Annotated in this window: 15 protein-coding genes; 13 read left to right on the forward strand and 2 right to left on the reverse strand. The window is 44.3% G+C overall.

The genetic code is table 11. The features are described 5' to 3' along the window. Window positions 1–118 precede the first annotated feature (118 nt). Together QWZ13_RS05470 and QWZ13_RS05475 are read left to right on the forward strand one after the other, a co-directional pair. Entirely contained in the window at window positions 119–1,891 is a 1,773-nt protein-coding gene (locus QWZ13_RS05470; protein ID WP_290280869.1) for a sensor domain-containing diguanylate cyclase, read from the forward strand. An 89-nt stretch (window positions 1,892–1,980) separates the two neighbouring features. Next, entirely contained in the window at window positions 1,981–3,771 is a 1,791-nt protein-coding gene (locus QWZ13_RS05475; protein ID WP_290280870.1) for a GGDEF domain-containing protein, read from the forward strand. Between the two features lie 49 nt (window positions 3,772–3,820). On the opposite strand, the gene QWZ13_RS05480 is transcribed toward QWZ13_RS05475, so the two are convergent. Further along, entirely contained in the window at window positions 3,821–6,340 is a 2,520-nt protein-coding gene (locus tag QWZ13_RS05480; RefSeq protein WP_290280871.1) for a penicillin-binding protein 1A, read from the reverse strand. 168 nt (window positions 6,341–6,508) lie between these two features. On the opposite strand from QWZ13_RS05480, the gene QWZ13_RS05485 reads away from it, so the two are divergent. The 10 genes from QWZ13_RS05485 to QWZ13_RS05530 all read left to right on the forward strand — a co-directional run bounded on the left by QWZ13_RS05485 (window position 6,509) and on the right by QWZ13_RS05530 (window position 20,563). Then, complete coding sequence (locus QWZ13_RS05485) at window positions 6,509–7,585, forward strand: pilus assembly protein PilM (protein WP_216001404.1); 1,077 nt, start codon at window positions 6,509–6,511, stop codon at window positions 7,583–7,585. Next, complete coding sequence (locus QWZ13_RS05490; RefSeq protein WP_290280872.1) at window positions 7,572–8,138, forward strand: PilN domain-containing protein; 567 nt, start codon at window positions 7,572–7,574, stop codon at window positions 8,136–8,138. The genes QWZ13_RS05485 and QWZ13_RS05490 overlap by 14 nt, the downstream gene beginning before the upstream one ends. A gap of 1 nt (window position 8,139) precedes the next feature. Further along, on the forward strand, window positions 8,140–8,769 hold the full coding sequence (locus QWZ13_RS05495) for a type IV pilus inner membrane component PilO (RefSeq protein ID WP_290280873.1): 630 nt from the start codon (window positions 8,140–8,142) through the stop codon (window positions 8,767–8,769). Next, window positions 8,769–9,317, forward strand: a complete 549-nt coding sequence (locus QWZ13_RS05500; protein ID WP_216001401.1) for a pilus assembly protein PilP — start codon at window positions 8,769–8,771, stop codon at window positions 9,315–9,317. The genes QWZ13_RS05495 and QWZ13_RS05500 overlap by 1 nt, the downstream gene beginning before the upstream one ends. Then, window positions 9,314–11,422, forward strand: a complete 2,109-nt coding sequence (locus QWZ13_RS05505) for a type IV pilus secretin PilQ (RefSeq protein WP_290280874.1) — start codon at window positions 9,314–9,316, stop codon at window positions 11,420–11,422. Before QWZ13_RS05500 ends, QWZ13_RS05505 begins: the two co-directional genes overlap by 4 nt. Beyond that, the gene (gene aroK, locus QWZ13_RS05510) at window positions 11,422–11,937 is read left to right on the forward strand and encodes a shikimate kinase AroK (protein ID WP_290280875.1); all 516 of its coding nucleotides are present in this window, start codon (window positions 11,422–11,424) and stop codon (window positions 11,935–11,937) included. Before QWZ13_RS05505 ends, aroK begins: the two co-directional genes overlap by 1 nt. 2 nt (window positions 11,938–11,939) lie before the next feature. Beyond that, on the forward strand, window positions 11,940–13,022 hold the full coding sequence (gene aroB / locus QWZ13_RS05515; protein ID WP_290280876.1) for a 3-dehydroquinate synthase: 1,083 nt from the start codon (window positions 11,940–11,942) through the stop codon (window positions 13,020–13,022). 74 nt (window positions 13,023–13,096) lie between these two features. After that, window positions 13,097–14,539: an SPOR domain-containing protein gene (locus tag QWZ13_RS05520; protein WP_290280877.1), complete on the forward strand. Its 1,443-nt coding sequence runs from the start codon at window positions 13,097–13,099 to the stop codon at window positions 14,537–14,539. Between the two features lie 142 nt (window positions 14,540–14,681). Beyond that, on the forward strand, window positions 14,682–19,127 hold the full coding sequence (gene gltB, locus QWZ13_RS05525; RefSeq protein ID WP_290280878.1) for a glutamate synthase large subunit: 4,446 nt from the start codon (window positions 14,682–14,684) through the stop codon (window positions 19,125–19,127). Window positions 19,128–19,144: 17 nt separating this feature from the next. Beyond that, window positions 19,145–20,563: an FAD-dependent oxidoreductase gene (locus tag QWZ13_RS05530; protein WP_290280879.1), complete on the forward strand. Its 1,419-nt coding sequence runs from the start codon at window positions 19,145–19,147 to the stop codon at window positions 20,561–20,563. 37 nt (window positions 20,564–20,600) lie between these two features. On the opposite strand, the gene QWZ13_RS05535 is transcribed toward QWZ13_RS05530, so the two are convergent. Continuing rightward, entirely contained in the window at window positions 20,601–21,212 is a 612-nt protein-coding gene (locus QWZ13_RS05535) for an acyl carrier protein phosphodiesterase (protein WP_290280880.1), read from the reverse strand. Window positions 21,213–21,287: 75 nt separating this feature from the next. Between QWZ13_RS05535 and hemE the strand changes: the two genes are divergently transcribed. Further along, window positions 21,288–22,352: a uroporphyrinogen decarboxylase gene (hemE, locus tag QWZ13_RS05540; protein ID WP_290280881.1), complete on the forward strand. Its 1,065-nt coding sequence runs from the start codon at window positions 21,288–21,290 to the stop codon at window positions 22,350–22,352. The last annotated feature ends 31 nt before the right edge of the window (window positions 22,353–22,383 follow it).

The following is a 22,383-nucleotide window of genomic DNA, read 5'->3' on the forward strand; positions in this document are numbered from 1 at the left end:
ACCCGTATTTTCCTTGTACCACTAAAGCGCTATTAGGCATTCTGGACTATGCTTAACGCATGTGAACAGGGTTTGGATTCTCGATTTGAAGCATTGTGGCACTTTAAGGTGTCGATATTTGGTCATATTTTGCTTATTTCTGAGCGGTTTGTCTTCTGCTAATTGGGTAGAAGAGAGTCGTTTACGTGCTGAAATTGATACTCAAGCATTAAGAAAAGGCGAAGCAATTGAATTAAATGGTGAGTGGTGGTTTAAGTTTGGAGAGCACATTAAGCCTGAAGATGTTCCTTTAAAATTAAAACAGCAAGCGCTTGATACTATCAATGTCCCTAGTTCTTGGAATGAAAAGGTAAAGCCACTGACTGATGAGCCGAATCAACATGGAAAGGCTACCTATGTATTACCTATCTCTTTTTCATCTCCTGTAGATTTTTCAGTCATTGTAGAGGCGGGTTTAATAACCAGTACTTATCGTATTTATTGGCTAGAAGAAGGCACAACAGAAGCGTTCAGTGTTGGTGCAGCTGGAGAGATGATCAATGGGCAGAAAGTAGAAAAGGGCATCGATTTTTTTAATCTACCCGCCCAGCAACAAGGTGCGTTAATAATACACGTCTCTAAAACTAACATGTTTAAAGGTGGAGTAAGGCACCCAGTTCGGTTGCAACGAAGTGATGTTTTCTTGAAAGCAAACGTACTAAATGTTTTTGTCACTAGCCTGCTAATAGGCAGTATGCTTGTACTTTGCATTCATTATTTAATTCAATATCGATACTCTACCAATAATATCAGTGCATTGTATTTATCTATTTTATGTTTTATAGCAGCACTGCGCAGTATGGTGACTTCTGGTTATTTTGATCTATTAATTCAAGGTTTTATAGATCAGTATTTGATTGTATCCATTAAGACGGAATATATAACAGTCTTTTTAATACCGATATCTTACTTTATATTCATAAGCTCCCTGTTTAGAAGTCTGTCAGCAACTCGGTTTATTCGTCATGCGGTGTTGTTTGGTTTGTATGGCGTTTTAGTCACCGTGTTGTTGCCCACGGAAGTCATGACTAGGAGTTTGGTGTTCTACCAATTGATTCTGGGGCTTTGGGCGGTTATAAATTTATCGGTAGTGGCTTTAGCGATTCGAAGAAGGCTCAAGTTTTCAAAACAGATCTTATTGAGTGTTCTTGTCGTACTAGCTGGCGCAGTTAATGATATTGTTGCCTCTCACAGTGCTACCTACAATTCTTTTGTTTCGTCCTATGTTTTCTTTATATTTTTATTTATGCAAGCGTTGATTGTTGGACAGCAATTGCGTGAAAGTATGTCTCAAGCTAATCGATTAAATGATGAAAAACTTAAGTTACAAAAAGAACACGTGAAAGCCTTAATGGCAAGCCAATTAGACCATTTAACTGGTTTGAATAATCGACTCGCTTGCACTGAAAAAATAAAGCAGTTAGATCAAGAAAGCATCAGTAAATTTCAGTTTGTGGGCGTCATTATGTTAGATATAGATCACTTTAAAAAAATTAATGATAATTATGGTCACGACGTTGGTGATGAAATCTTGATTTTTGTGGCTTCATTGCTGCACGGGTTTCAACTACGCTCCGAAGATTTTAAGTGCCGTTACGGCGGTGAAGAATTTTTAGTGTTGTTGCCTGGCGCAACTATAGAAAGAACGGAGGTGGTTGCGGAGTCTATGCGCCAAGCTTTAGAAAAGTATGCCGCCTTTCAAAATAACGGCTTTTCAATTCACATTACGGCAAGTTTTGGTGTATCGGTACAAGATAAACATGCTGGCAAAGGGCTAAAGGAGGTTATTTCTGAGGCGGACCAGGCTTTATATCGGGCAAAAGAATCTGGACGAAATCGAGTTTCATTATAGCCACTATTAAATCAACTTTGGTGCTTCTCGCACCTTCATTAAAGTTGAGCTATTCTTTAACTGATCATTTTTAAAAGTAGTCAATAGGTGTGATACGGATATTCCGGTTTGGTTTTATATTGTTGGTGCTGCTGTCGCTGAGTGGCTTGGCGCAACCTGCTGAAAAGGTTGAGGTTTTTGCTGTGGATGGTGAATTATTAAAGCAAGGCCAGCGTGTAAATTTAAACAGTCAGTGGGCGTTTCTATTTGGCGAGCACTTGCCGGTAAATGAAATCTCATTAGCTTTCTCCGAAGGCAAATTTAACACCATAACCGTGCCTAGTTCTTGGAACGATGAGGTGGCTAAATTAACAGAGCAGAGATATCAACATGGGCGAGCGACTTATGCCATACCGCTTTCATTTACTGAGAATATAGAAGATCCAATCAGTTTGTACGCTTCATTTATTGCAGGTGCTTATAAAATTTTTTGGCTGCCGAATGCCTCTAGCAAACCTCAAATTATTGGACAAGCCGGTGATTTGAGCAATGGTCAACATGCTGGGTTGAAAGGGCAAATCCATCATTTCCCAGCTTCCTCAAACGGCCTACTTGTTATTTATGTTACTAAGGCAAATATGCACGCGGGAGGTATTCGACAACCCATTGCTATACAGCGTTCAGATATTTTGCAGCGCGAAGTACACCAAAACATGATTATTCGAAGCCTACTATCAGGTGGGCTACTAATCATGATTTTCCACTATTTAGTTCAATTCTTTTATTCTCGAGAGAATTTAACGGCGTTGTTGTTAGCATTTGTCTGCTTTTCAGCCCTGCTACGAGGGGTAAGCACTGCCGGTTTGTTGGAAATATTCATTCAGCCTATATCAATGAGGCATTATGAGATTAGCATTAAGGCTGAGTATCTCAGCGTGCTCTATATGTCAGTGTCCTACTTTGGGTTTTTATGTTTTTTAATGCCAAGGCTAGTACCGAAGCGCATAGTTTGGGGAGCGTTTGGCTCGGCGGCAATCGGCACCATTGCCACGATTATCATGCCGGCACCATTAGTTTCCTCTTTGTTAAATTACTACCTGGCTTACCTAGGTTTTTGGTGTGGCGCTATTTTACTCGTCATTATAATTGGCATAAGGCAAAAGCGGCGCTTTGCTTGGCTAATATTATCGAGCGCGCTCATTTTAGGTGTAGGTGCCGTTAACGATGTTATTGCCTCTAAAAATGCACTGCACAATGTTTATGTTGTTGAATATGTTTTTTATGTGTTCCTATTTTTCCAAGCCCAGCTGGTAGGGTTGCAGCTGAAAGAAAGCCGTGAAGCATCCATTGTGTTAAAGCAGGAAAAATTAACTCTTCAGCGCGCGCATTCCAAAGCGCTAATGGAGAGCCACCTCGATTTTTTGACGGGGCTTGCAAATAGACTGGCTCTCACTGAGTGGATTGAAGCCTTTGAACATGAAGGAAGTACACCGCCTAAAGTGACCAGTGTCATTATGTTTGATATTGATCACTTTAAAAGTGTAAATGATACCTATGGGCATGATGTCGGTGACGAAATTTTGGTATTTGTAGCGTCGCTTATTCATGGTTACTCATTGCGAGCTTCCGATTTTAAGTGCCGTTTTGGCGGAGAGGAGTTTTTAATTATTTTGCCTGGAGCCATGATCGACAAAGCTAAAGAAATTGCGGAGTCGCTCAGGGGAACGCTTGAAGAGTCAATCGCATTTAGAAAAGGTGATACTGAAATAAAAATTACCGCCAGTTTTGGCGTTGCCGAACTTAATCTGGCTACTACGGAGCCTCTCAATACTGTCATTCTTAAAGCAGATGAAGCTTTATATCGATCAAAAAACAGTGGCCGTAATAAAGTATCTGAGTAGGCTTCAATATAGAGTAACTTGAGAGCGCCTAATGGCGCTCTCTTAACAATTAGAACAGTGACTCGACAGCGCTGTCGAGGTCTTCTTGCGCCTCCGGAGGAGCTTCTTCGGCACTGAAATCAATTGTTACGTTAGAATTAGTATACTCCGTAGGAACGCTGCCTTCTTTAAAGTACTCAAAACGTGCGTCGGGTGTACTTGGCGTAGCAAGCAAGCCAGTTTTAGGGTCGATGCGAACTTGGGTAATACCAACGGGTTGTGGGAGGTTGTTCAATGGCTTATTTTTTAAAGCCGTGTTCATGAACTCAATCCAACCAGGTAAGGCTGCTTTACCCCCAAACTCATTGTAGCCTAAGGAAACATTGCTGTCGTATCCTACCCAGGTAGCGGCGACTATATCGCCGTTGTATCCTGTAAACCAAGCGTCGACGGCATCGTTTGTGGTGCCCGTTTTACCGGCTAAATCGTTGCGAGGAATCGCTCTATAAGCCGCACGGCCAGTTCCTTTGGTGATGACGTCCTTAAGCATGGAATCTACTAAAAATGCCGTTTGCGGCGATAATACTTGGGGTGCATAACGTTTCGCTAAGGTAGTTTTTGTGGCTTCTTCGCCATCTACATTCAGCTCTAGAGGCGTAATGTTTATAGCTTCTGCACTTTCAGGTGCCTCGGGCTCTTCTTCGAAGCTTTCCGACGCTTCAGGACAACCGCGGCAAACAATCGTCGGGTTTGCTTCAAAAATAATATTACCATTTAAATCTTCTATGCGATCAATGAAGTAAGGTTCCACTAAATAGCCGCCATTCGCAAATACCGCGTAGCCTTGTGCAATCTGCATAGGTGGCATGGCTGTACTGCCTAGAATCAAGGTCATATCATTGGCCAGCGATTCCTTTGCAAAGCCAAATCGTGTTGCGTAGTTTCGAGCATAAGACACGCCAATGTCATCTAGAATTCGAATGCCTGATAAATTGCGAGACTGATAAAGTGCTTGGCGCATCGGAATGGGACCGAGGTATCTGTCTCCAGAGTTTTTCGGTCGCCATACATCTTCTTGAGCCGAGTCGGCTCTTACAATAGGTGCATCGTTAACGATCGTTGCAGGTGTGTAGCCCTTATCTAAAGCCGCGCTGTAAACAAACGGCTTAAAGGTAGACCCTGCTTGGCGTGCCGATTGTGTGACTCGGTTGTACTTATTAAGGCTGTAGTCAAAGCCGCCGACAAGGGCTTGTACTCTGCCATCGGTCGGTGAAAGCGCGACAAGTGCTCCTTGAGCGTTTGGGATTTGGGCGAGTAAGAATCCATCGCTGCCTCCCTCTAGTCGAACGAAATCTCCTGGGTTGGCAACTTGAGTCCCATCAGTAATGGCAGGGCCGAATTCGTCAACTTTTATCCTTTCTCTTGCCCATTGAATGGATTCAAGGTCTAAAGCGATTGCCGTATCGTAGCCTTTAGGCTGAACAACCAAGCCATCTGGGCCGCTTTCTAATACGAGAGCGGGGATTAAACCGCCATATTCCGGCGTCTTATTGAGCACCGTTAAGCGCGATTCTTTATCAGTTTCGATATCAAAGTCTTCATTTTCAGGAGAAGACTCGGGACCTAAATAACCATGACGACGGCTATAGCTCACCAACGTTTTACTCACACCACGATTAGCGGCGACCTGAAGTTCGCTGTTTATGGTTGTGTATACAGTGTAACCATCGTTATAGGCGTCTTCTCCATAACGTTCTAGCATTTCCGCGCGGACCATTTCAGCTAAATACCAAGCTTCAAAGTCGGGGTTATTGCCATGATATTTAGCCGTAATGGGTTCGGCTTTAGCCAGCTCGTATTCGGCTGTCGTGATAAAACCGTTTGTGTACATAGCCGAAAGCACCGTATTTCTGCGCTTCTTAGCACGCTCTTTATTTGCAATTGGGTTTGCCGATGAAGGCGCTTGATGCAGACCCGCAATCATTGCAAGTTGAGCTAAGGTTAAATCATTGATGTCTTTGCCATAGTACACATTAGCCGCGGCTTGAATTCCGTAGGAGCGATAGCCTAAAAAGTGTTTATTGATATAAAGCTCAAAAATGTCAGCTTTAGTCAGCTCACTTTCCATTTTTAACGCCAGCAATATCTCTGTGAACTTACGAGTAAAGGTTTTTTGCTGAGTTAAAAAATAATTTCGAGCGACTTGCTGTGTGAGCGTTGAGCCGCCGGCGCCTTCTTTATCGCCAGTTATTAAGACGTCGAGGACTACTCTGGTGAAGCGTACTGGGTCGACTCCGGCATGTTGCTCAAACCGCTTATCTTCGATTGCGATGAGTGCTTGGACAAACCGAATGGGAATTTGATCGTAATTTAAAGGTGCTCGACGTTGCTCTCCATATTCGGCAATTAATTTGTTGTCCGCGCTCAAAATACGCATTGGAGTTTGTAATTTAAAGTCTCTAAGCTTCTGAACATCGGGCAAAGCGGGGGATAAATATAGGTACATACTGGCAGAAATGAGAACTAAGCCACAAATTCCAGCAAAGAGTGACCAAATAAATAGTCGTATTGTTTTAGTCAAAAATTTCATGTTTTTCCAATCAAAATAAGGAGTTACGTCACGTTTTAGATAAAAGCCCCCCATTATAAGCAGAATTTGTCCTTTTTATACATTGCGGATTGGTCTATTGTGTTATGTAATAGTTAATGTAAAAACTAAGAAACGTTCGTAAGTACGTGTTGTTGAAGGGAAACATCCGTGGCCTCCTTATTCAAAAAGAAACAAAAAAGGTTACTTGGTGTCGATATCAGTTCTACTTCGGTGAAACTGATGGAGCTAAGTCGTAATGGAGATGGGTATCGCGTCGAAGCATACTCGGTAGAGCCATTGCCTGAAAATGCAGTCGTTGAAAAGAATATCAACGATGAAGCTGCTGTGGGTGAAGCTATTGAAAAGCTCTATAAAAAGTCTCGTTCGAAAATTAAAGAGGCTGCCGTTGCGGTAGCCGGATCGTCGGTGATTACTAAAACCATCGAGATGAATGCAGGCTTGACCGATGAGCAGATGGAAACGGATATTGAGGTCCAAGCGGATCAATACATACCTTATCCGCTCGATGAAGTTGCGATTGATTTCGAAGTGCAAGGTCCGTCTGCCAAAGGCGACAATCTTGTCGACGTTTTACTCGCGGCTTGCCGTAAAGAAAACGTAGAATTGCGCCAAGATTCATTAGCCATTGCCGGTCTTACTTGTAAGGCGGTCGATGTTGAAGCTTTCGCTTTAGAGCGTGCTTACGGTTTGTTGTCCGATCAGCTAGAGAAGTCTGAAGAAGGAACCACCGTCGCTATTGTCGATGTTGGCCATACTATGACTACGCTCAGTGTATTAAATGAAGGCAATACCATTTATACCCGTGAACAGCTTTTTGGCGGCAAGCAATTGACTGAAGAAATCATGCGTCGTTATGGCATGACTCAACAAGAAGCCGGGTTAGCGAAAAAGCAAGGTGGCTTGCCAGATGATTACACCAGCGAAGTACTAGAGCCATTTAAAGAGGCCGTTGTGCAGCAGGTCAGTCGTTCATTGCAATTCTTTTTTGCGGCGTCTCAGTACAACGATGTCGACTACATTATCTTAGCGGGCGGTACGGCTTCTATTCCTGGTCTTGCCCAACGTGTACAAGAAAAGATTGGAACCAATACAATCATTGCCAATCCGTTTGCGAATATGACGTTGTCAAATAAAGTGAATGCTGCAAACCTGACAAACGATGCCCCTGCGATGATGATTGCATGTGGATTAGCCTTGAGGAGCTTCGAAGATGGCAAATATTGATTTACGCCCATGGCGTGAAGAGCGCCGTGAAGCGAGACAAAAACAATTCTTGCTAGTGCTGTTGCTCGTTGCGGCCTGTGCAGGCGCTGCTGGGTTTGGTTGGAATCAATCGGTTCAAGCTAAGGTAGACTACCAAGTTACCCGCAACACCTATATGACGAACAAAATTAAAGAATTAGACGGTAAGATCAAAGAAATTGAAGGTCTACGCCAGCAACGTGAAGCTTTAATTGAGCGTATGAATGTCATTCAGAGCTTGCAGGGTGATCGCCAAATTATCGTCCATGTGTTCGAAGAACTGGTCAGTGCTACTCCCGACGGTGTTTATTTTAATAGCTTAACTAGTAAAGGTTCGGTCCTTGAAATAAATGGCTTTGCGGATAAAAAATTGGCGATATCTGATTTCTTACGGAATCTTGATCGATCTGAGTGGTTTTCAGATACGTTTTTACAAAATGTAGAGGCGATCAAAGAAGGTAATGACGTCGTGGGCAATAACTTCAGCTTAAAAGTGAATGTTACGAATCCTCTGAAAATAGAAGAGGATGCATAATATGAGTGCAAAAAGCTTTTTCGAAGGATTTAAAGAATTCGATTACGAAAACCCAGACTTCAATAACATAGGGTCTTGGCCCTTGGTTGTTCGAATGACGGCGTTATTGTTAGTGGCCGTATTAATTGTGTTCGGCTTTTACTGGTTTGCTGTAAAAGGCTCGCAAGAGCGTTTTGTTCGTGAACAGGGCAAAGAGCAGGGTCTTAAAGAGCAATACCGTACTAAATCGTTCCGCGTTGCAAACTTGGATGCATTTAAAGAGCAGCTAGCCGAGATGGAAGAAACCTTCGGTGCACTTTTGTCTCAGCTTCCTGATGAAACAGAAATGCCAGGATTGCTTGATGACATAAGCACAACGGGTACGCAAAGTGGTTTAGAGATTGATAAAATCACACCACGAGGCGAGCAAGTTAAAGAGTTTTACATTGAAACGCCAATCGATATCACCGTTCGTGGTTCGTACCATGAAATGGGTAACTTCGTAAGCGCAATGGCGGCGATCCCCAGAATTGTGACGCTCCATGATTTTAGCATAACGACTCTGTCGCGAAGCTCAGCAAGTGATGAAGCCGCTGCACCGCTGACCATGCAGATTTCAGCCAAAACGTATCGTTATAAGGCGGAGGACTAATGATGAAAAAGTCTTTATTACTGCCACTAGCGGTTGTATCTGTATTAACCGCCTGCGTTCAGCAAGATCCATTGACCGATCTTAAAGCATATGTAAATGAGCAAGATTCTCGGCCTAAAGGCACTATTCCGCCACCGCCAGAATTTATACCACCAGATCTGGTTTCTTACACGGCCAGTGGTAACCGCTCTCCTTTTGAAGTTCCTCGGCCTATTGAACTTATTCAAGAAGAGCGAGCGGCTCCAAAGAGTAACGTGAAACCAGATTTTGATCGGGTGAAAGAGTATTTAGAAACGTTCCGTATCGAAAACATCACTATGGTGGGTACGTTAAACGGTTTAGATGAAGAAGAAGTGTTATGGGCCTTAGTGAAAGACGGCCAAAGCGAAGTGCACCGCGTAAAAGTAGGCAACTACTTAGGGCGTAATTTTGGTCGCATTATCGATATTTCAGAAACGCAAATAGATTTAATTGAAATTGTCCCGTCAGGGAACGATAACTGGGTAGAGCGCCCGAGAGCCATTGTTCTCGATGGCATAGAGCAATGAGCAAGGGTGGTGAGGTGAAAATAGTGAACGTTATAAAAAGTTATAAAGCACTGCTTGCTTTCGTAAGTATCTGCTTCCTGTCGAACGCGGTTGCGTCGAGTTTAACGGATTTGGAAGTATTATCGTTATCAGGTGACCGGACCCAGATAGTCCTAACCTTTGACGGAATCGCTCCAGAGCCCGTTGGTTATAGTATCGAAGATCCAGCGCGAATTTCGCTTGATTTCGCCGGTGCTTCTAGCCTACTTGGCGAAAAATACATACAGATCGGCAGCGGAAACACTCGAAATGCAGCGATTTTAGATACTGGTGACCGTACACGCGTTGTATTTAGTCTGACAAAATTAGTAAGCTATGCAACGGAAGTTAACGGCAATGTGGTCTCCATATTTATTGGTGATGGTGCAGAGTCTTTAGTTTCAAAAACTAAACCAACGTCTGCTGCAACGGCAACGCCTGCGGTATCAAGTGCTCCGGCCTTATCTGCTAAAAGCAACGAAGTTCAAAATGTTGATTTCCGCCGTACTGAATCGGGAGCAGGCCAAGTAGTTGTAGAATTTGCCAACGCTGGTGCGAACGCTTCTGTTTTCGAAAAAGGCGGCGATATTTACATTCAGGTAGACAGCTTTGAAGTTCCTTCTGAACTGCGACGCCGATTAGATGTTGTGGATTTTGCAACGGCCGTGCAGTTTATTAACGTTTATAATGAAGATGGTCACGCTATCATTCGATTAGAAGTTGATGGCGCTTATGACTATTTAGCTTATCAAGCCGACAACCGAATGACCGTTGAAGTTAATCAATTGACTGCGGCAGAAGAAGAAGAGCGGCTTAAAGAAAAATTCCCATACAGCGGCGATAAGCTTTCGTTAGTCTTCCAAGATATTGAAGTGCGTGATGTTCTACAGATTATTGCAAACTACGTTGGCATAAACCTAGTTGCTTCTGATTCGATTAACGGCACTATTACACTTCGCTTAAATAATGTGCCTTGGGATCAAGCCTTAGACTTAGTACTTAAAACCAATGGCCTAGATAAACGTCAAAACGGCAATGTGTTGTTAGTTGCGCCAGCGGCAGAATTAGCTGAGCAAGAGCGTTTAGAGCTTGAAGCGCGTAAACAAACAATACAATTAGCGCCGCTTAGAACCGAGTACGTGCAGATTAATTATGCTAAAGCCGAAGACATTGCACAAATCATTCAAGCGCAAAGTGGTGGCTCTGATACCACGACAACGACCAATGAAGACGGTTCCACGACAGAAACCTCGACAGCGTTATCGAATGGCTTCTTATCGCCACGCGGCAGTGTTGTAGTAGATACACGTACCAATACGCTGATCGTGACAGACGTTGCCATTAACTTGAGCGGCATTCGTCGAGCCATCGAAGTATTTGATGTCCCGGTTAAACAACTGTTGATTGAAGCTCGAATTGTTACGGCTCGAACCTCGGCAAGTGAACAGTTTGGTGTAACATGGCAAGGCGCTGCAGAACCTAATTTAGGTGGCAACCTCAGTACGCCAAGCTCTTTCTTTGTAGGATTACCACCAGGTGCCTCTAACAATACTTTCTCAATCGGGCTATCTCGTGCGGGTCTTTCATTGATTGATCTACAGATTGCCGCCTTAGAAAGCCAAGGGGATGCTGAGGTTGTTTCTCAACCTAAGGTGATTACCTCTGACGGACAATCGGCCAGTATCTTCTCGGGTCAAAGTATCGGTGTTACCGGTCCTGATGGTGAAACCGTATTTGTTGAAGCTGGCTTAAAGTTAGATGTTATTCCTCAGTTAACGCCTGATGACCGTGTCATTATGCAATTGAAAATTAACCAGGATTCTATTTCTTCTTCGGGTGCCGTAGGTGCTGTAACGTTAGATGTGAACAACGTGACAACCCAAGTATTGGTCGACAACGGAGCGACACTCGTCCTTGGTGGTGTTTACCGAGTGGGTAAAAACACCAGTACGGATAAGACGCCAATTTTAGGAGACTTACCTTTTGTAGGTGGCCTGTTCCGTCGTACGTCGGAAGTTGAAGAGAAAACTGAGTTATTAATCTTCATTACACCGAAGATTATTGAAGAGGGAATCGTGGCGAACTAATGCCTCTACAGAAACACCTCATATTAGTCGGACCAATGGGCGCAGGAAAAAGCACCATTGGTCGATTACTTTCAGAGCAGCTTAGCTGCTCTTTTGTTGATATCGACAAAGAGATTGAAGAGCGTTCTGGTGCGACGATTCCCTGGATATTTGATATTGAAGGTGAAGAAGGCTTTCGTGATCGCGAAACTCAAGCCATCGTCGAAATGTGTAAAGAGCCTCCGCAGATAATAGCGACGGGAGGTGGGTGCATTTTAAGATTGCAAAATCGGCAATGTATCGTGCAATCTGGCGTGGTAATCTATTTAGCGACATCGGTTGAGCAGCAATTGCAAAGAACGGGTCGTGATAAAAATAGGCCTTTGCTGCAAACCCAAAACCCTAAAAAAACATTAGAAGTTATGGCAGAAGTCCGCAACCCGCTTTACAGTGAGGTGGCAGATCTTTATATCGATACCAACTTAAAGCCAACCAAGCTTGTAATGCAGGAAATCCTTTCTTTTTTAGAAGAGTAAACATGAAAACAGTAACTGTTGCCTTAGGTGATCGGTCTTATCCAATCTATATTGGTGACTGCTTGTCTACACCGGAGCTTCTTTTAAAAGCCATACCTCATTTGGAAGTCATGATTGTAACGAATACAACCGTGGCTCCATTGTATCTAAATAAGATAAAACAGGCGCTTGAAGGAGCGAATAAATCTGTAGAGGCTGTTGTATTGCCCGATGGCGAGCAACACAAAACTCTTGATACGATCAATTTGATATTCGATGCATTGCTAGAAAAACCCTACAGTCGAAAGGTTGCCTTAGTCGCACTTGGCGGTGGCGTTATAGGTGACATGACTGGGTTTGCGGCCGCCAGTTATCAGCGGGGCGTAGACTTTATTCAAATCCCTACAACATTATTATCTCAGGTAGATTCCTCTGTTGGTGGCAAAACAGGCGTAAACCATCGACTGGGAAAGAACATGATTGGGGCGTTTAAACAACCTTTAGCGGTTTTTATTGATCCAGCTGTGCTCAATACCTTACCGAAAAAAGAATTTGCCGCAGGGTTTGCTGAGATTATTAAGCATGGTGCATTGCACGATGAAAAATATTTAAGCTATTTAGAAGCAAATATCGACGCTATATTTGCATTGGAGTCTAATGCCTTAATTGATGCAATTTCTAAATCGTGTGAAATAAAAGCATCTGTTGTCACGCAAGATGAAACAGAGCAAGGAATTAGAGCAACGCTCAACTTTGGTCATACCTTTGGCCACGCTGTTGAAACTACCATGGGCTATGGCACCTATTTGCATGGAGAAGCGGTGGCAATAGGCATGGTGATGGCGGCACATATGTCAGCACAATTAGGGTACATCACTGCTGAAGATGCCCAACGCTTATCACAGTTAATTAAGCGAGCCAGCTTACCTGTTGAGTCGCCAAAAGGCATGACGGCTGTGCAGTACGTAGATGCAATGTATAGGGATAAAAAAGTAGATTCAGGCACGTTAAAGTTGATTCTACTGAAACGCTTAGGCGAAGCATTCGTGACCTCAGACTTTTCAAAAGAAGATCTTTTACGCACCTTAAATCATTTTTGCCATTAAAGAGCACTATTACTCTAGACAGCGAGATTAATAGCCGCTTAAATGGCTGTTAATCGCATAGGTTGGAGAAATACGTGGATTTATCTGAACAATCCGAACGAATGCAGTCCTTTTATGGCTTGAAATACGATCCTTTTGGCGCTCTTGTCGATGCAATGGTATTTAGTGGTGCAGGGGGTCGTTACGAAATAGCCGAGACGATTCGCCACCTGCTGACTTATAGCCCCCAAGACGGTTTGGTGATTGGACCGGCCGGGTCAGGCAAGCGAATGCTTATACAGCATGTGGTTAAAATGCTTGAAGACCATTGGCGTATTGCTTGGATAGATGGCAGCGAAATAGAAACCCACGACGAATTTCTGCGTGAGATTGTTGGTCAATTAGGATTAGGGCTAAAAGTTGAATCCGATGTTGAGCTAATGACTCAGCAAATCAATCAAATAGTTGCATCTCGAACTGAAGCCGGTGAAGCCTTTCTGTTGGTTGTTCAATTCGCCGATCATTTGCCAGAGCCGATCCTTGCTCTGGCACATCAATTTAGACCCTCAGCAAGCCTTGATCATCGATTACATCAGTTATGGTTGATCGAATCTGAAGCGGCGGCTGCAGAACTGCATGAAGATGATTGGTTCAACTACCCCTTACTGCCCTTAACCGATGAAGATGCCACCTTATATTTAAAAGACAGGTTGGTTGCGGCAGGCAATGTTGGCGATTTGCCGTTTGCAGCTAAAGATATTTCGCGCTTAAATCAAATGTCTCAAGGCTCTTTACTGTCTCTAAATGAGCTCGCAAGAGACTATCTTATTGGCTCTACGTTTCGAACCGCTGAAAAAACCAAAGGTTTTCCGCTAACTCATGTGATCGCAGGTGTTGCCGCGCTAACCATTGTGACGATCGCTTTGCTTTATAATTTAAATGAAAACAAAGACCAAGTTGATACCGTCGAAGTTCCAGTAAGCTCGGCGCCACTTTCTAACGTACAACAAAAGCTGGCGGATGCCGCTGCAAAAATTGATGCTAAATCGCAGCAAACATCGCCAACGCAAGCTCCGAGTACCACTGATGCCGAAAAAGCGCCTGGTGAATCAGAGCCAGAACCCAGCTTGAACGAAACTTCCCCGCAAAGCGATTCAACTGCGCCAGCCACTGAAGAAGTGCCTGATCAGCCAGTTCAAGCGCAGGCAAGTGAAGTAGCGGTCGTTGCTGAGTCTAGTGTGCCCATGAGCAAGCCGACTCTTTTAGACAGGGCTGAGGATGCGCAATTCACCATGCAGTTAGTGGGAGTAAGAGATCGAAGCAAGTTAGACTCAGTGACTAAAGAGTTTAGTGCCCCGGAAAAAGTCGACATAGTTGAAACCACCTACCAAGGAAAACCTTGGTTTGTGCTCATATATGGGCAGTTTAACTCCAAGGCAGAGGCCGAAAAGGCACTGACTGAATTGCCTAAACGGTTTGAAGGAGAGTCTCCTTGGATCCGCTCGTTTAGGGATGTTCGGGAGACTGCTGTAAATTAATATAGCTTATTATACCGTTATAATTAGGTTGAAGATGTAATTGACCTTAAACTGACGTTCATCAACTAATTTGAAATCGCTTTAAAAATCGTCGAAACACATAAATTTCAGGTGCTTTAAGGCAAAACAAAGGTGAACGTTAATGAGTCAAGGTTTATATAACCCGGCGGAATTCCGTGACAACTGTGGTTTTGGATTGATCGCCCACATGGAAGGTCAGCCTAGCCATAATTTATTGTCTACGGCTATTGAATCGCTTACATGCATGACCCACCGAGGCGGCATAGCAGCCGACGGAAAAACAGGTGATGGTTGTGGTTTATTGTTACAAATGCCTGAGCGTTTCTTTAAAGCGCAAGCGCGCGCTTTGTTTGAAACTGAATTGGGTGACTCTTTTGCCATAGGCATGATCTTTCTAAGCCAAGATCCTGTTAAAAATCAAACGGCACGTTCCATTTTAGAATCTCAAATTGCCGATCAAGGCTTAGAAGTTCTTGGTTGGCGTACTGTTCCAACAAACACTGAATTTTGTGGCCCTATGGCGCTTGAATGCCTACCGGATATTCAGCAAATATTTGTTCGCGCAAAATCGGACGAAAAACTCGATATAAAACTATACACCGCACGTCGTAAAACTGAACAACAGTTGATAGAAGATGAAGAGTTTTACATTTGCTCATTGTCAAACACCGTTGTTTCGTACAAAGGTTTGGTCATGCCGGTAGACCTACCGGGTTTCTATTTAGATTTAGCCGACGACAGCCTAGAAACCGCTATTTGTGTTTTCCATCAACGCTTTTCTACGAACACAGCACCAAAGTGGCCTCTGGCACAGCCGTTTCGTTTGGTGGCTCATAATGGTGAAATTAATACCATTTCAGGCAATCGAAATTGGGCTAAAGCCCGTGCTTCTAAATTCAAAAATGACAACATCCCACACTTAGATGAGTTACAGCCAGTTGTGAATACAACTGGTTCAGATTCTTCGAGTATGGATAACATGATGGAGTTAATGCTACTTGGCGGCATGGATTTATTTAGAGCTTGCCGAACTATGATTCCGCCTGCTTGGCATAACGTAGAAAACATGGATGCCGAATTAAAAGCATTTTATGAATTTAACTCTATGCATATGGAGCCATGGGATGGTCCTGCGGGCATCGTTTTAACTGACGGTCGATACGCCGTATGTATGCTTGATCGAAATGGTTTACGACCGGCTCGCTGGGTAATCACGAAAAATGGCTACATTACCCTGGCCTCTGAAACAGGAACCTTTGACTACAAACCAGAAGATGTAGTGGCCAAAGGTCGAGTGGGTCCTGGTCGAATTGTGGCCATTGATACTCAAACGGGCGAGTTTTTAGAAACGGAAACTATTGATAACCGTTTGAAGAAAGCCCACCCATACAAAGATTGGCTTAAGAAAAATGCCGTTCGACTACGCAGCCGATTCGAGCAAGCAGAAGAAGGTGACGGCTCAAGTTTAAACAGTGAAACCGTTAACGTGTATCAAAAGTTGTTTCAGGTGAGTTCAGAAGAGCGAACGCAGGTGTTACGTATTTTGGCTGAGACTGGTCAGGAGGCGGTAGGTTCAATGGGCGATGACGCACCCATGGCCGTTTTATCGCACAAAATACGACCCGTTACGGACTACTTTCGCCAGCAATTTGCTCAGGTAACCAACCCACCGATTGACCCATTGCGTGAATCTGTCGTGATGTCGTTGGAAACGTGCCTGGGTCCTGAAGCAAACCTATTTACCCCGCAAGCTGAGCATGCTACTCGTTTAATTTTAGCGTCTCCTGTTTTGTCGCCGCTGAAGTATAAGAACATGCTTCAACAAACGTCAGCTCAGTTTAAAAATAGAACCTTGTCGTTGAGTTATGGACAGAACGAGACGCTGAAAGACGCCATTGTGAAATTGGCCGATGCTGCAGAGCAAGCCAGCCATGATGGTATTAAGATTTTAATTTTAAGTGACAGAGCACTTGAAAAAGGTTCGTTGTTGATACCTGCGGCGATGGCAACGGGTGCGGTTCATCACCGATTAGTAGATAAGGGGTTGCGCTGTGATACGAATATTGTGCTCGACTCAGGCGCTATTCGCGACCCGCATCAGTTCGCCGTGGCATTAGGCTTTGGGGCAACCGCTGTGTACCCATATCTAGCCTATGAAGTGATTGATGACATGATTCGCACCAGCGAAGTGATTGGTGATCATCACATTCTGCATAAGAATTATCGCAAAGGCATCAATAAAGGCTTGCTTAAGATCATGTCCAAAATGGGCATTTCTACCGTAGCTTCTTATCGTGGCGCGCAATTATTTGAAGCCGTAGGGCTTTCAAAAGATATTGTAGATTTATGTTTTAGTGGCGTCACCACTCGTATTGAAGGCGCGCAGTTTGAACATTTTCACCAAGAACAAATTCAATTAGCCGCCGATGCTTGGAAAGCTCGAAAGTCTATTGATCAAGGCGGCAAATTAAAATATGTGCACGACAGTGAGTATCATGCATTTAACCCAGACGTTGTTACGGCATTGCAAGATGCGGTTCAGCAAGGTAATGAAAAGCGATACCGTGATTTTGCACGTTATGTGAATGAACGAACGCCTGCAACGATTCGCGATTTACTGCAATTAAAAAGTGATCGTCCTTCGCTAGATCTGTCTGAAGTTGAGCCTGTGGAAGAGATTTACCCTCGCTTTGATTCGGCCGCGATGTCTTTAGGGGCACTTTCACCAGAAGCGCATGAAGCGCTTGCGGTGGCCATGAATGAACTCGGTGGTCGGTCAAACTCTGGCGAAGGCGGTGAAGACCCACGCCGCTATGGCACTATGAAACGATCTAAAATTAAGCAAGTAGCGTCTGGTCGATTTGGTGTAACGCCCGCTTACTTGATGAGCGCTGATGTTATTCAAATTAAAGTTGCTCAAGGTGCAAAGCCGGGTGAAGGTGGTCAGCTACCTGGGGGTAAAGTTAATAAGTTAATTGCCGAACTACGTTATTCAGTCCCTGGTGTGACGCTTATTTCACCGCCACCGCATCACGATATTTATTCAATTGAAGATTTAGCTCAGCTTATTTTTGATTTAAAAGAGATTAATCCTGAAGCTCTGATCTCAGTGAAACTAGTGTCAGAGCCAGGCGTTGGAACCATTGCAGCAGGCGTTGCAAAAGCCTATGCCGATCTAATTACTATTTCAGGCTATGATGGCGGAACTGCCGCGAGTCCGTTAACCTCTATTAAGCATGCTGGCTCGCCATGGGAGCTTGGTTTGGCGGAAGTGCAGCAAACTTTACGCGGTAATAATTTACGAGACAAAGTTCGCTTACAAACTGATGGTGGTTTAAAAACTGGGTTAGATGTAATTAAAGGGGCCATATTTGGAGCCGAGAGTTATGGCTTTGGTACCGCGCCAATGGTCGCCTTGGGTTGTAAGTACTTGAGGATTTGCCATTTAAATAATTGTGCAACAGGGGTTGCAACACAAGACGCGATGCTGCGCGAGAATCATTTCCGCGGCACTGTTGATATGGTTAAAAACTATTTCCGTTTTGTTGCAGAAGAAGTACGTGAGCACCTAGCGCATTTAGGGTACCGATCTTTATCTGAATTAATCGGTCAAACTCAAATTTTAACACCTCGTACCGATTTAACCGGCAAGCGCAGTACGCTCGATTTATCCAACTTATTGTTCAGTGACCAAATTCCGAGTGACAAGCCACAAGTGTGTCTAGTTGAGCGAAATGAACCGTTTGACAAAGGTGAGAAGCAGCGTGAAATATTTGCTGCAATCGAGCAAGCGATTGAAACTAAATCGGGGGGTGAATTCAATTTCACCATAGGCAACTGTGATCGCTCAATTGGCGCATTGGCCTCTGGCGCGATCGCTAAAAAGTACGGCAATTTGGGGATGTCAGACTCTCCAATTACCTTGAATTTATCGGGCATTGCAGGGCAAAGCTTTGGCGTTTGGAATGCTGGCGGGTTAAATCTAGTGCTAGATGGCGATGCAAACGATTACGTTGGTAAGGGTATGTCGGGCGGTAAAATTGTTATTCGCCCACCGAAAGGCAGTGCCTTTGAAACACAGAAAACTTCTATTATGGGTAATACCTGTTTATACGGCGCAACCGGTGGTGAGCTGTATGCAGGTGGTGCCGCAGGTGAACGTTTTGCCGTACGTAACTCAGGGGCGCATGCCGTAATAGAAGGCGCTGGGGATCACTGCTGCGAATACATGACCGGAGGTATGGTCGCCGTATTAGGGAAAGTAGGCGGTAACTTTGGTGCTGGTATGACCGGCGGATTTGCCTATGTGCTAGATTTGGAAAATACCTTTGCCGACAAATATAACCGCGAGTTGGTGGATATTCACCGCATTCACATTGAACAAATGGAAAATCACCGTGATCATTTATTCCGCATAATTGCGCGATTCGTAGATGAAACACACAGTGCATGGGGTGCCGAATTGTTGGATAACTTTGACGACTATATTGGTAACTTCTGGTTAGTGAAACCAAAAGCGGCCGGGTTAACAGACTTGCTTTCTACCACACGTGCACGCACTGAATAATTGACGGAGAACTGAAAATGACTGAACGATTAAATAATGATTTTCAATTCGTTGATGTTGGCCGTCGAGATCCAGCCAAAAAAGAATTGAGCGCGCGTAAAGAAGAGTTTGTTGAAATATACGAGCCTATGGGTCAACGCCAAGCGGCGGAGCAATCGCATCGTTGTTTAGATTGTGGTAACCCCTATTGCGAGTGGAAGTGCCCAGTGCACAACTATATTCCGAACTGGTTAAAACTGGTCAGTGAAGGAAATATTTTAGAAGCCGTTGAGTTGAGCCATCAAACAAACTCATTACCAGAAGTGTGCGGACGAGTTTGCCCGCAAGATCGACTTTGTGAAGGCGCGTGCACACTCAATGATGACTTTGGTGCGGTCACCATTGGTAATACAGAAAAATATATTACCGACACCGCTTTCGCCATGGGTTGGAAGCCAGACTTAACCAATGTCACCAAAACCGATAAACGCGTTGCAGTTATCGGTGCAGGTCCAGCTGGATTAGGGTGTGCTGATGTGCTTATTCGTAACGGTGTGACACCGGTGGTATTTGATAAATACCCAGAAGTAGGTGGCTTGCTGACTTTTGGTATTCCAGAGTTTAAATTGGAAAAAACCGTCATGTCTAAACGCCGTGAGCTTTTCACAGAAATGGGGGTAGAGTTTCGTTTAAATACCGAAGTGGGCAAAGATATTGAGTTTCAATCGATTATCGATGAATTCGATGCGGTATTTTTAGCGATGGGAACTTACACTAATATGAAAGGCGGCTTTGACGGGGAAGATTTAGACGGTGTCTACGATGCGTTACCCTTTTTAATATCGAACGTGAATCACAATCAAGGTTGGGAAAAAGACCCGAGTGAATTTATCGATATGAAAGGCAAAAAAGTTGTTGTACTTGGCGGTGGTGATACCGCGATGGACTGTAACCGCACCTCTATTCGCCAGCAAGCTAAATCAGTCACTTGTGCTTATCGTCGAGATGAAGCCAATATGCCAGGCTCGGTTCGCGAAGTCGGTAATGCCAAAGAAGAAGGCGTTCAGTTTCTATTTAATCGTCAGCCAGTAGAAATTGTTGGCGACGGTAAAGTAGAAGGCGTTAAGTTGGTCACCACCAAGCTTGGTGAGCCGGATGAAAACGGTCGTCGTCGCCCTGAGGTGATTGAAGGTAGCGAAGAAGTTCTTGAAGCTGATATCGTTTTGGTCGCCTTTGGGTTTCAACCAAGTCCAGCGCCATGGTTTGAAAATTTTGGTATCAAGCTTAACGATTGGAAAGGCGTTATTGCACCCGAGCAGCAAACCTATAAATTCCAAACCAGCAATGAAAAAATATTTGCCGGTGGCGATATGGTTCGCGGATCCGATTTAGTCGTAACGGCAATTTACGAAGGCCGACAAGCGGCAGAAGGCATAATGGATTATCTTGACGTTTAAGCGTTAAGTTATTGTTCTTTTCAAAAAGCCCGCCTATTTAGTCGGGCTTTTTTAGGTCTTTAATTCCAGGAACAATATCCTGGGCATTCAAGTGCTGGGTCAACGATGCTAAATAATCAGAAAAACAGCCATCGTATTCGGCCACTAACGCACAAGCTTGATGCGCTTGCCTTGCCAAAGGCGTGGTAAATTGTATACGCCGTGACATACCTTTTAATGCTCGCTCAATACCCCACGAGTGTGCGTATGCGTTAAACCAATCATGTTCAGTCATCCAAAAGAGTGTTTGCTCGAAACGAGGGCTAAGTGGGAGTTCTTTAAATTGGTTCAGATGTTGGTAGCAATTGTTTGCAAACCGCTCTAGTGGCACGGGGTGTAACGTTTGCCAGTGCTTTGCCAAGTAGTGATCGATCAGAAGATCAATCACCAGTGGCGATGTTTTTCTAAAAATTGGTCGTAACGTCTGTCGAATCGATTCAAGCTCGTCGCACTGGTCGGTAAATTTATCGATGGCTTGGTGTCGGTCGAAATGGGTTAAAAATATAGGTGATGCTTCTTCGCTTGGACGCAAGCCAAAATCTGGCCACAGGCTGCCCGCAAGCGCTGCTGGCGATTGGTCAGAAAACAGGCAATGGCCAAGAAAGTTCATAGTTAGGTAAGCACCATCGTAAGTTGATGAAAGTCACAGTATAATGGCTAACTTACTTAATTAGGGGTCTAAGTTGTGGCTGAATTGAAAAATGATCGCTTTTTGAAAGCGTTGATGCGTGAACCCGTTGATCGAACACCGATTTGGATGATGCGACAAGCTGGGCGTTATTTGCCTGAATATCGTGAAACACGTGCGCAAGCGGGCGATTTCATGAGCTTGTGTAAAAATGCCGATTTAGCGTGTGAAGTTACCTTGCAGCCTTTAGAGCGCTACCCCTTAGATGCGGCCATCTTATTCTCAGATATTTTGACTATTCCTGATGCAATGGGTTTAGGTTTATATTTTGAGCAAGGCGAAGGACCAAAGTTCAAGCAGACCGTTCGTTCGGAGGCTGACTTAAGCCGGCTTATTCAGCCGAAAATGGATGACCATTTAGGCTATGTTATGAATGCCGTCAGCACCATTCGTAAAGAGTTGAATGGCAAAGTGCCTTTAATTGGCTTCACGGGTAGCCCTTGGACGCTTGCGACGTACATGATTGAAGGTGGCTCCAGTAAAGATTTCCGTCACAGCAAAGCCATGCTGTATTCGCAGCCAGAGCTGTTGCATGCGTTACTTGATCAGTTAGCTGATGTCATTATTGACTACTTGAATGCGCAAATTAAAGCGGGCGCACAAGCGGTTCAAATATTCGACAGTTGGGGCGGCAGTTTAAGTCACGCGGCCTATACCGAGTTCTCTTTGAAGTATATGAAGAAAATTATTGCAGGTTTAACCCGTGAGCATGAGGGTCGTAAAGTGCCTGTGATTATGTTCACCAAGGGCGGTGGTCAGTGGCTCGATGTGATGGCCGATAGCGGCGCTGACGCGCTGGGACTAGATTGGACCACCTCTTTGGCCACGGCCCGTGCGCAAGTAGGCGATAAAGTGGCATTACAAGGCAATATGGACCCGTGTGTATTGTACGCCAGCCCAGATAAAATCCGCATTGAAGTGGATCGCATCTTGGCCGAGTACGGCGCAGGTACCGGACACGTCTTCAACTTAGGCCACGGTATTCATCAGTTTGTTGATCCAGCACACGCTCAAGCCTTTATAGAAGCCGTTGTTGAATTGTCTCCAAAGTATCATCGTTAACCTTAAACGACCGCGCGGCTGCTCGGCCGCC

This window comes from Reinekea marina (assembly GCF_030409715.1).
Lineage (GTDB): Bacteria > Pseudomonadota > Gammaproteobacteria > Pseudomonadales > Natronospirillaceae > Reinekea > Reinekea marina.

Bases quoted from the DNA above. Each gene is read 5' to 3' on its own strand.
- QWZ13_RS05480 (WP_290280871.1), bottom strand. From the start codon at position 6,340: ATGAAATTTTTGACTAAAACAATACGACTATTTATTTGGTCACTCTTT.
- QWZ13_RS05490 (WP_290280872.1), top strand. From the start codon at position 7,572: ATGGCAAATATTGATTTACGCCCATGGCGTGAAGAGCGCCGTGAAGCG.
- QWZ13_RS05495 (WP_290280873.1), top strand. From the start codon at position 8,140: ATGAGTGCAAAAAGCTTTTTCGAAGGATTTAAAGAATTCGATTACGAA.
- QWZ13_RS05500 (WP_216001401.1), top strand. From the start codon at position 8,769: ATGATGAAAAAGTCTTTATTACTGCCACTAGCGGTTGTATCTGTATTA.
- QWZ13_RS05505 (WP_290280874.1), top strand. From the start codon at position 9,314: ATGAGCAAGGGTGGTGAGGTGAAAATAGTGAACGTTATAAAAAGTTAT.
- aroK (WP_290280875.1), top strand. From the start codon at position 11,422: ATGCCTCTACAGAAACACCTCATATTAGTCGGACCAATGGGCGCAGGA.
- aroB (WP_290280876.1), top strand. From the start codon at position 11,940: ATGAAAACAGTAACTGTTGCCTTAGGTGATCGGTCTTATCCAATCTAT.
- gltB (WP_290280878.1), top strand. From the start codon at position 14,682: ATGAGTCAAGGTTTATATAACCCGGCGGAATTCCGTGACAACTGTGGT.
- QWZ13_RS05530 (WP_290280879.1), top strand. From the start codon at position 19,145: ATGACTGAACGATTAAATAATGATTTTCAATTCGTTGATGTTGGCCGT.
- QWZ13_RS05535 (WP_290280880.1), bottom strand. From the start codon at position 21,212: ATGAACTTTCTTGGCCATTGCCTGTTTTCTGACCAATCGCCAGCAGCG.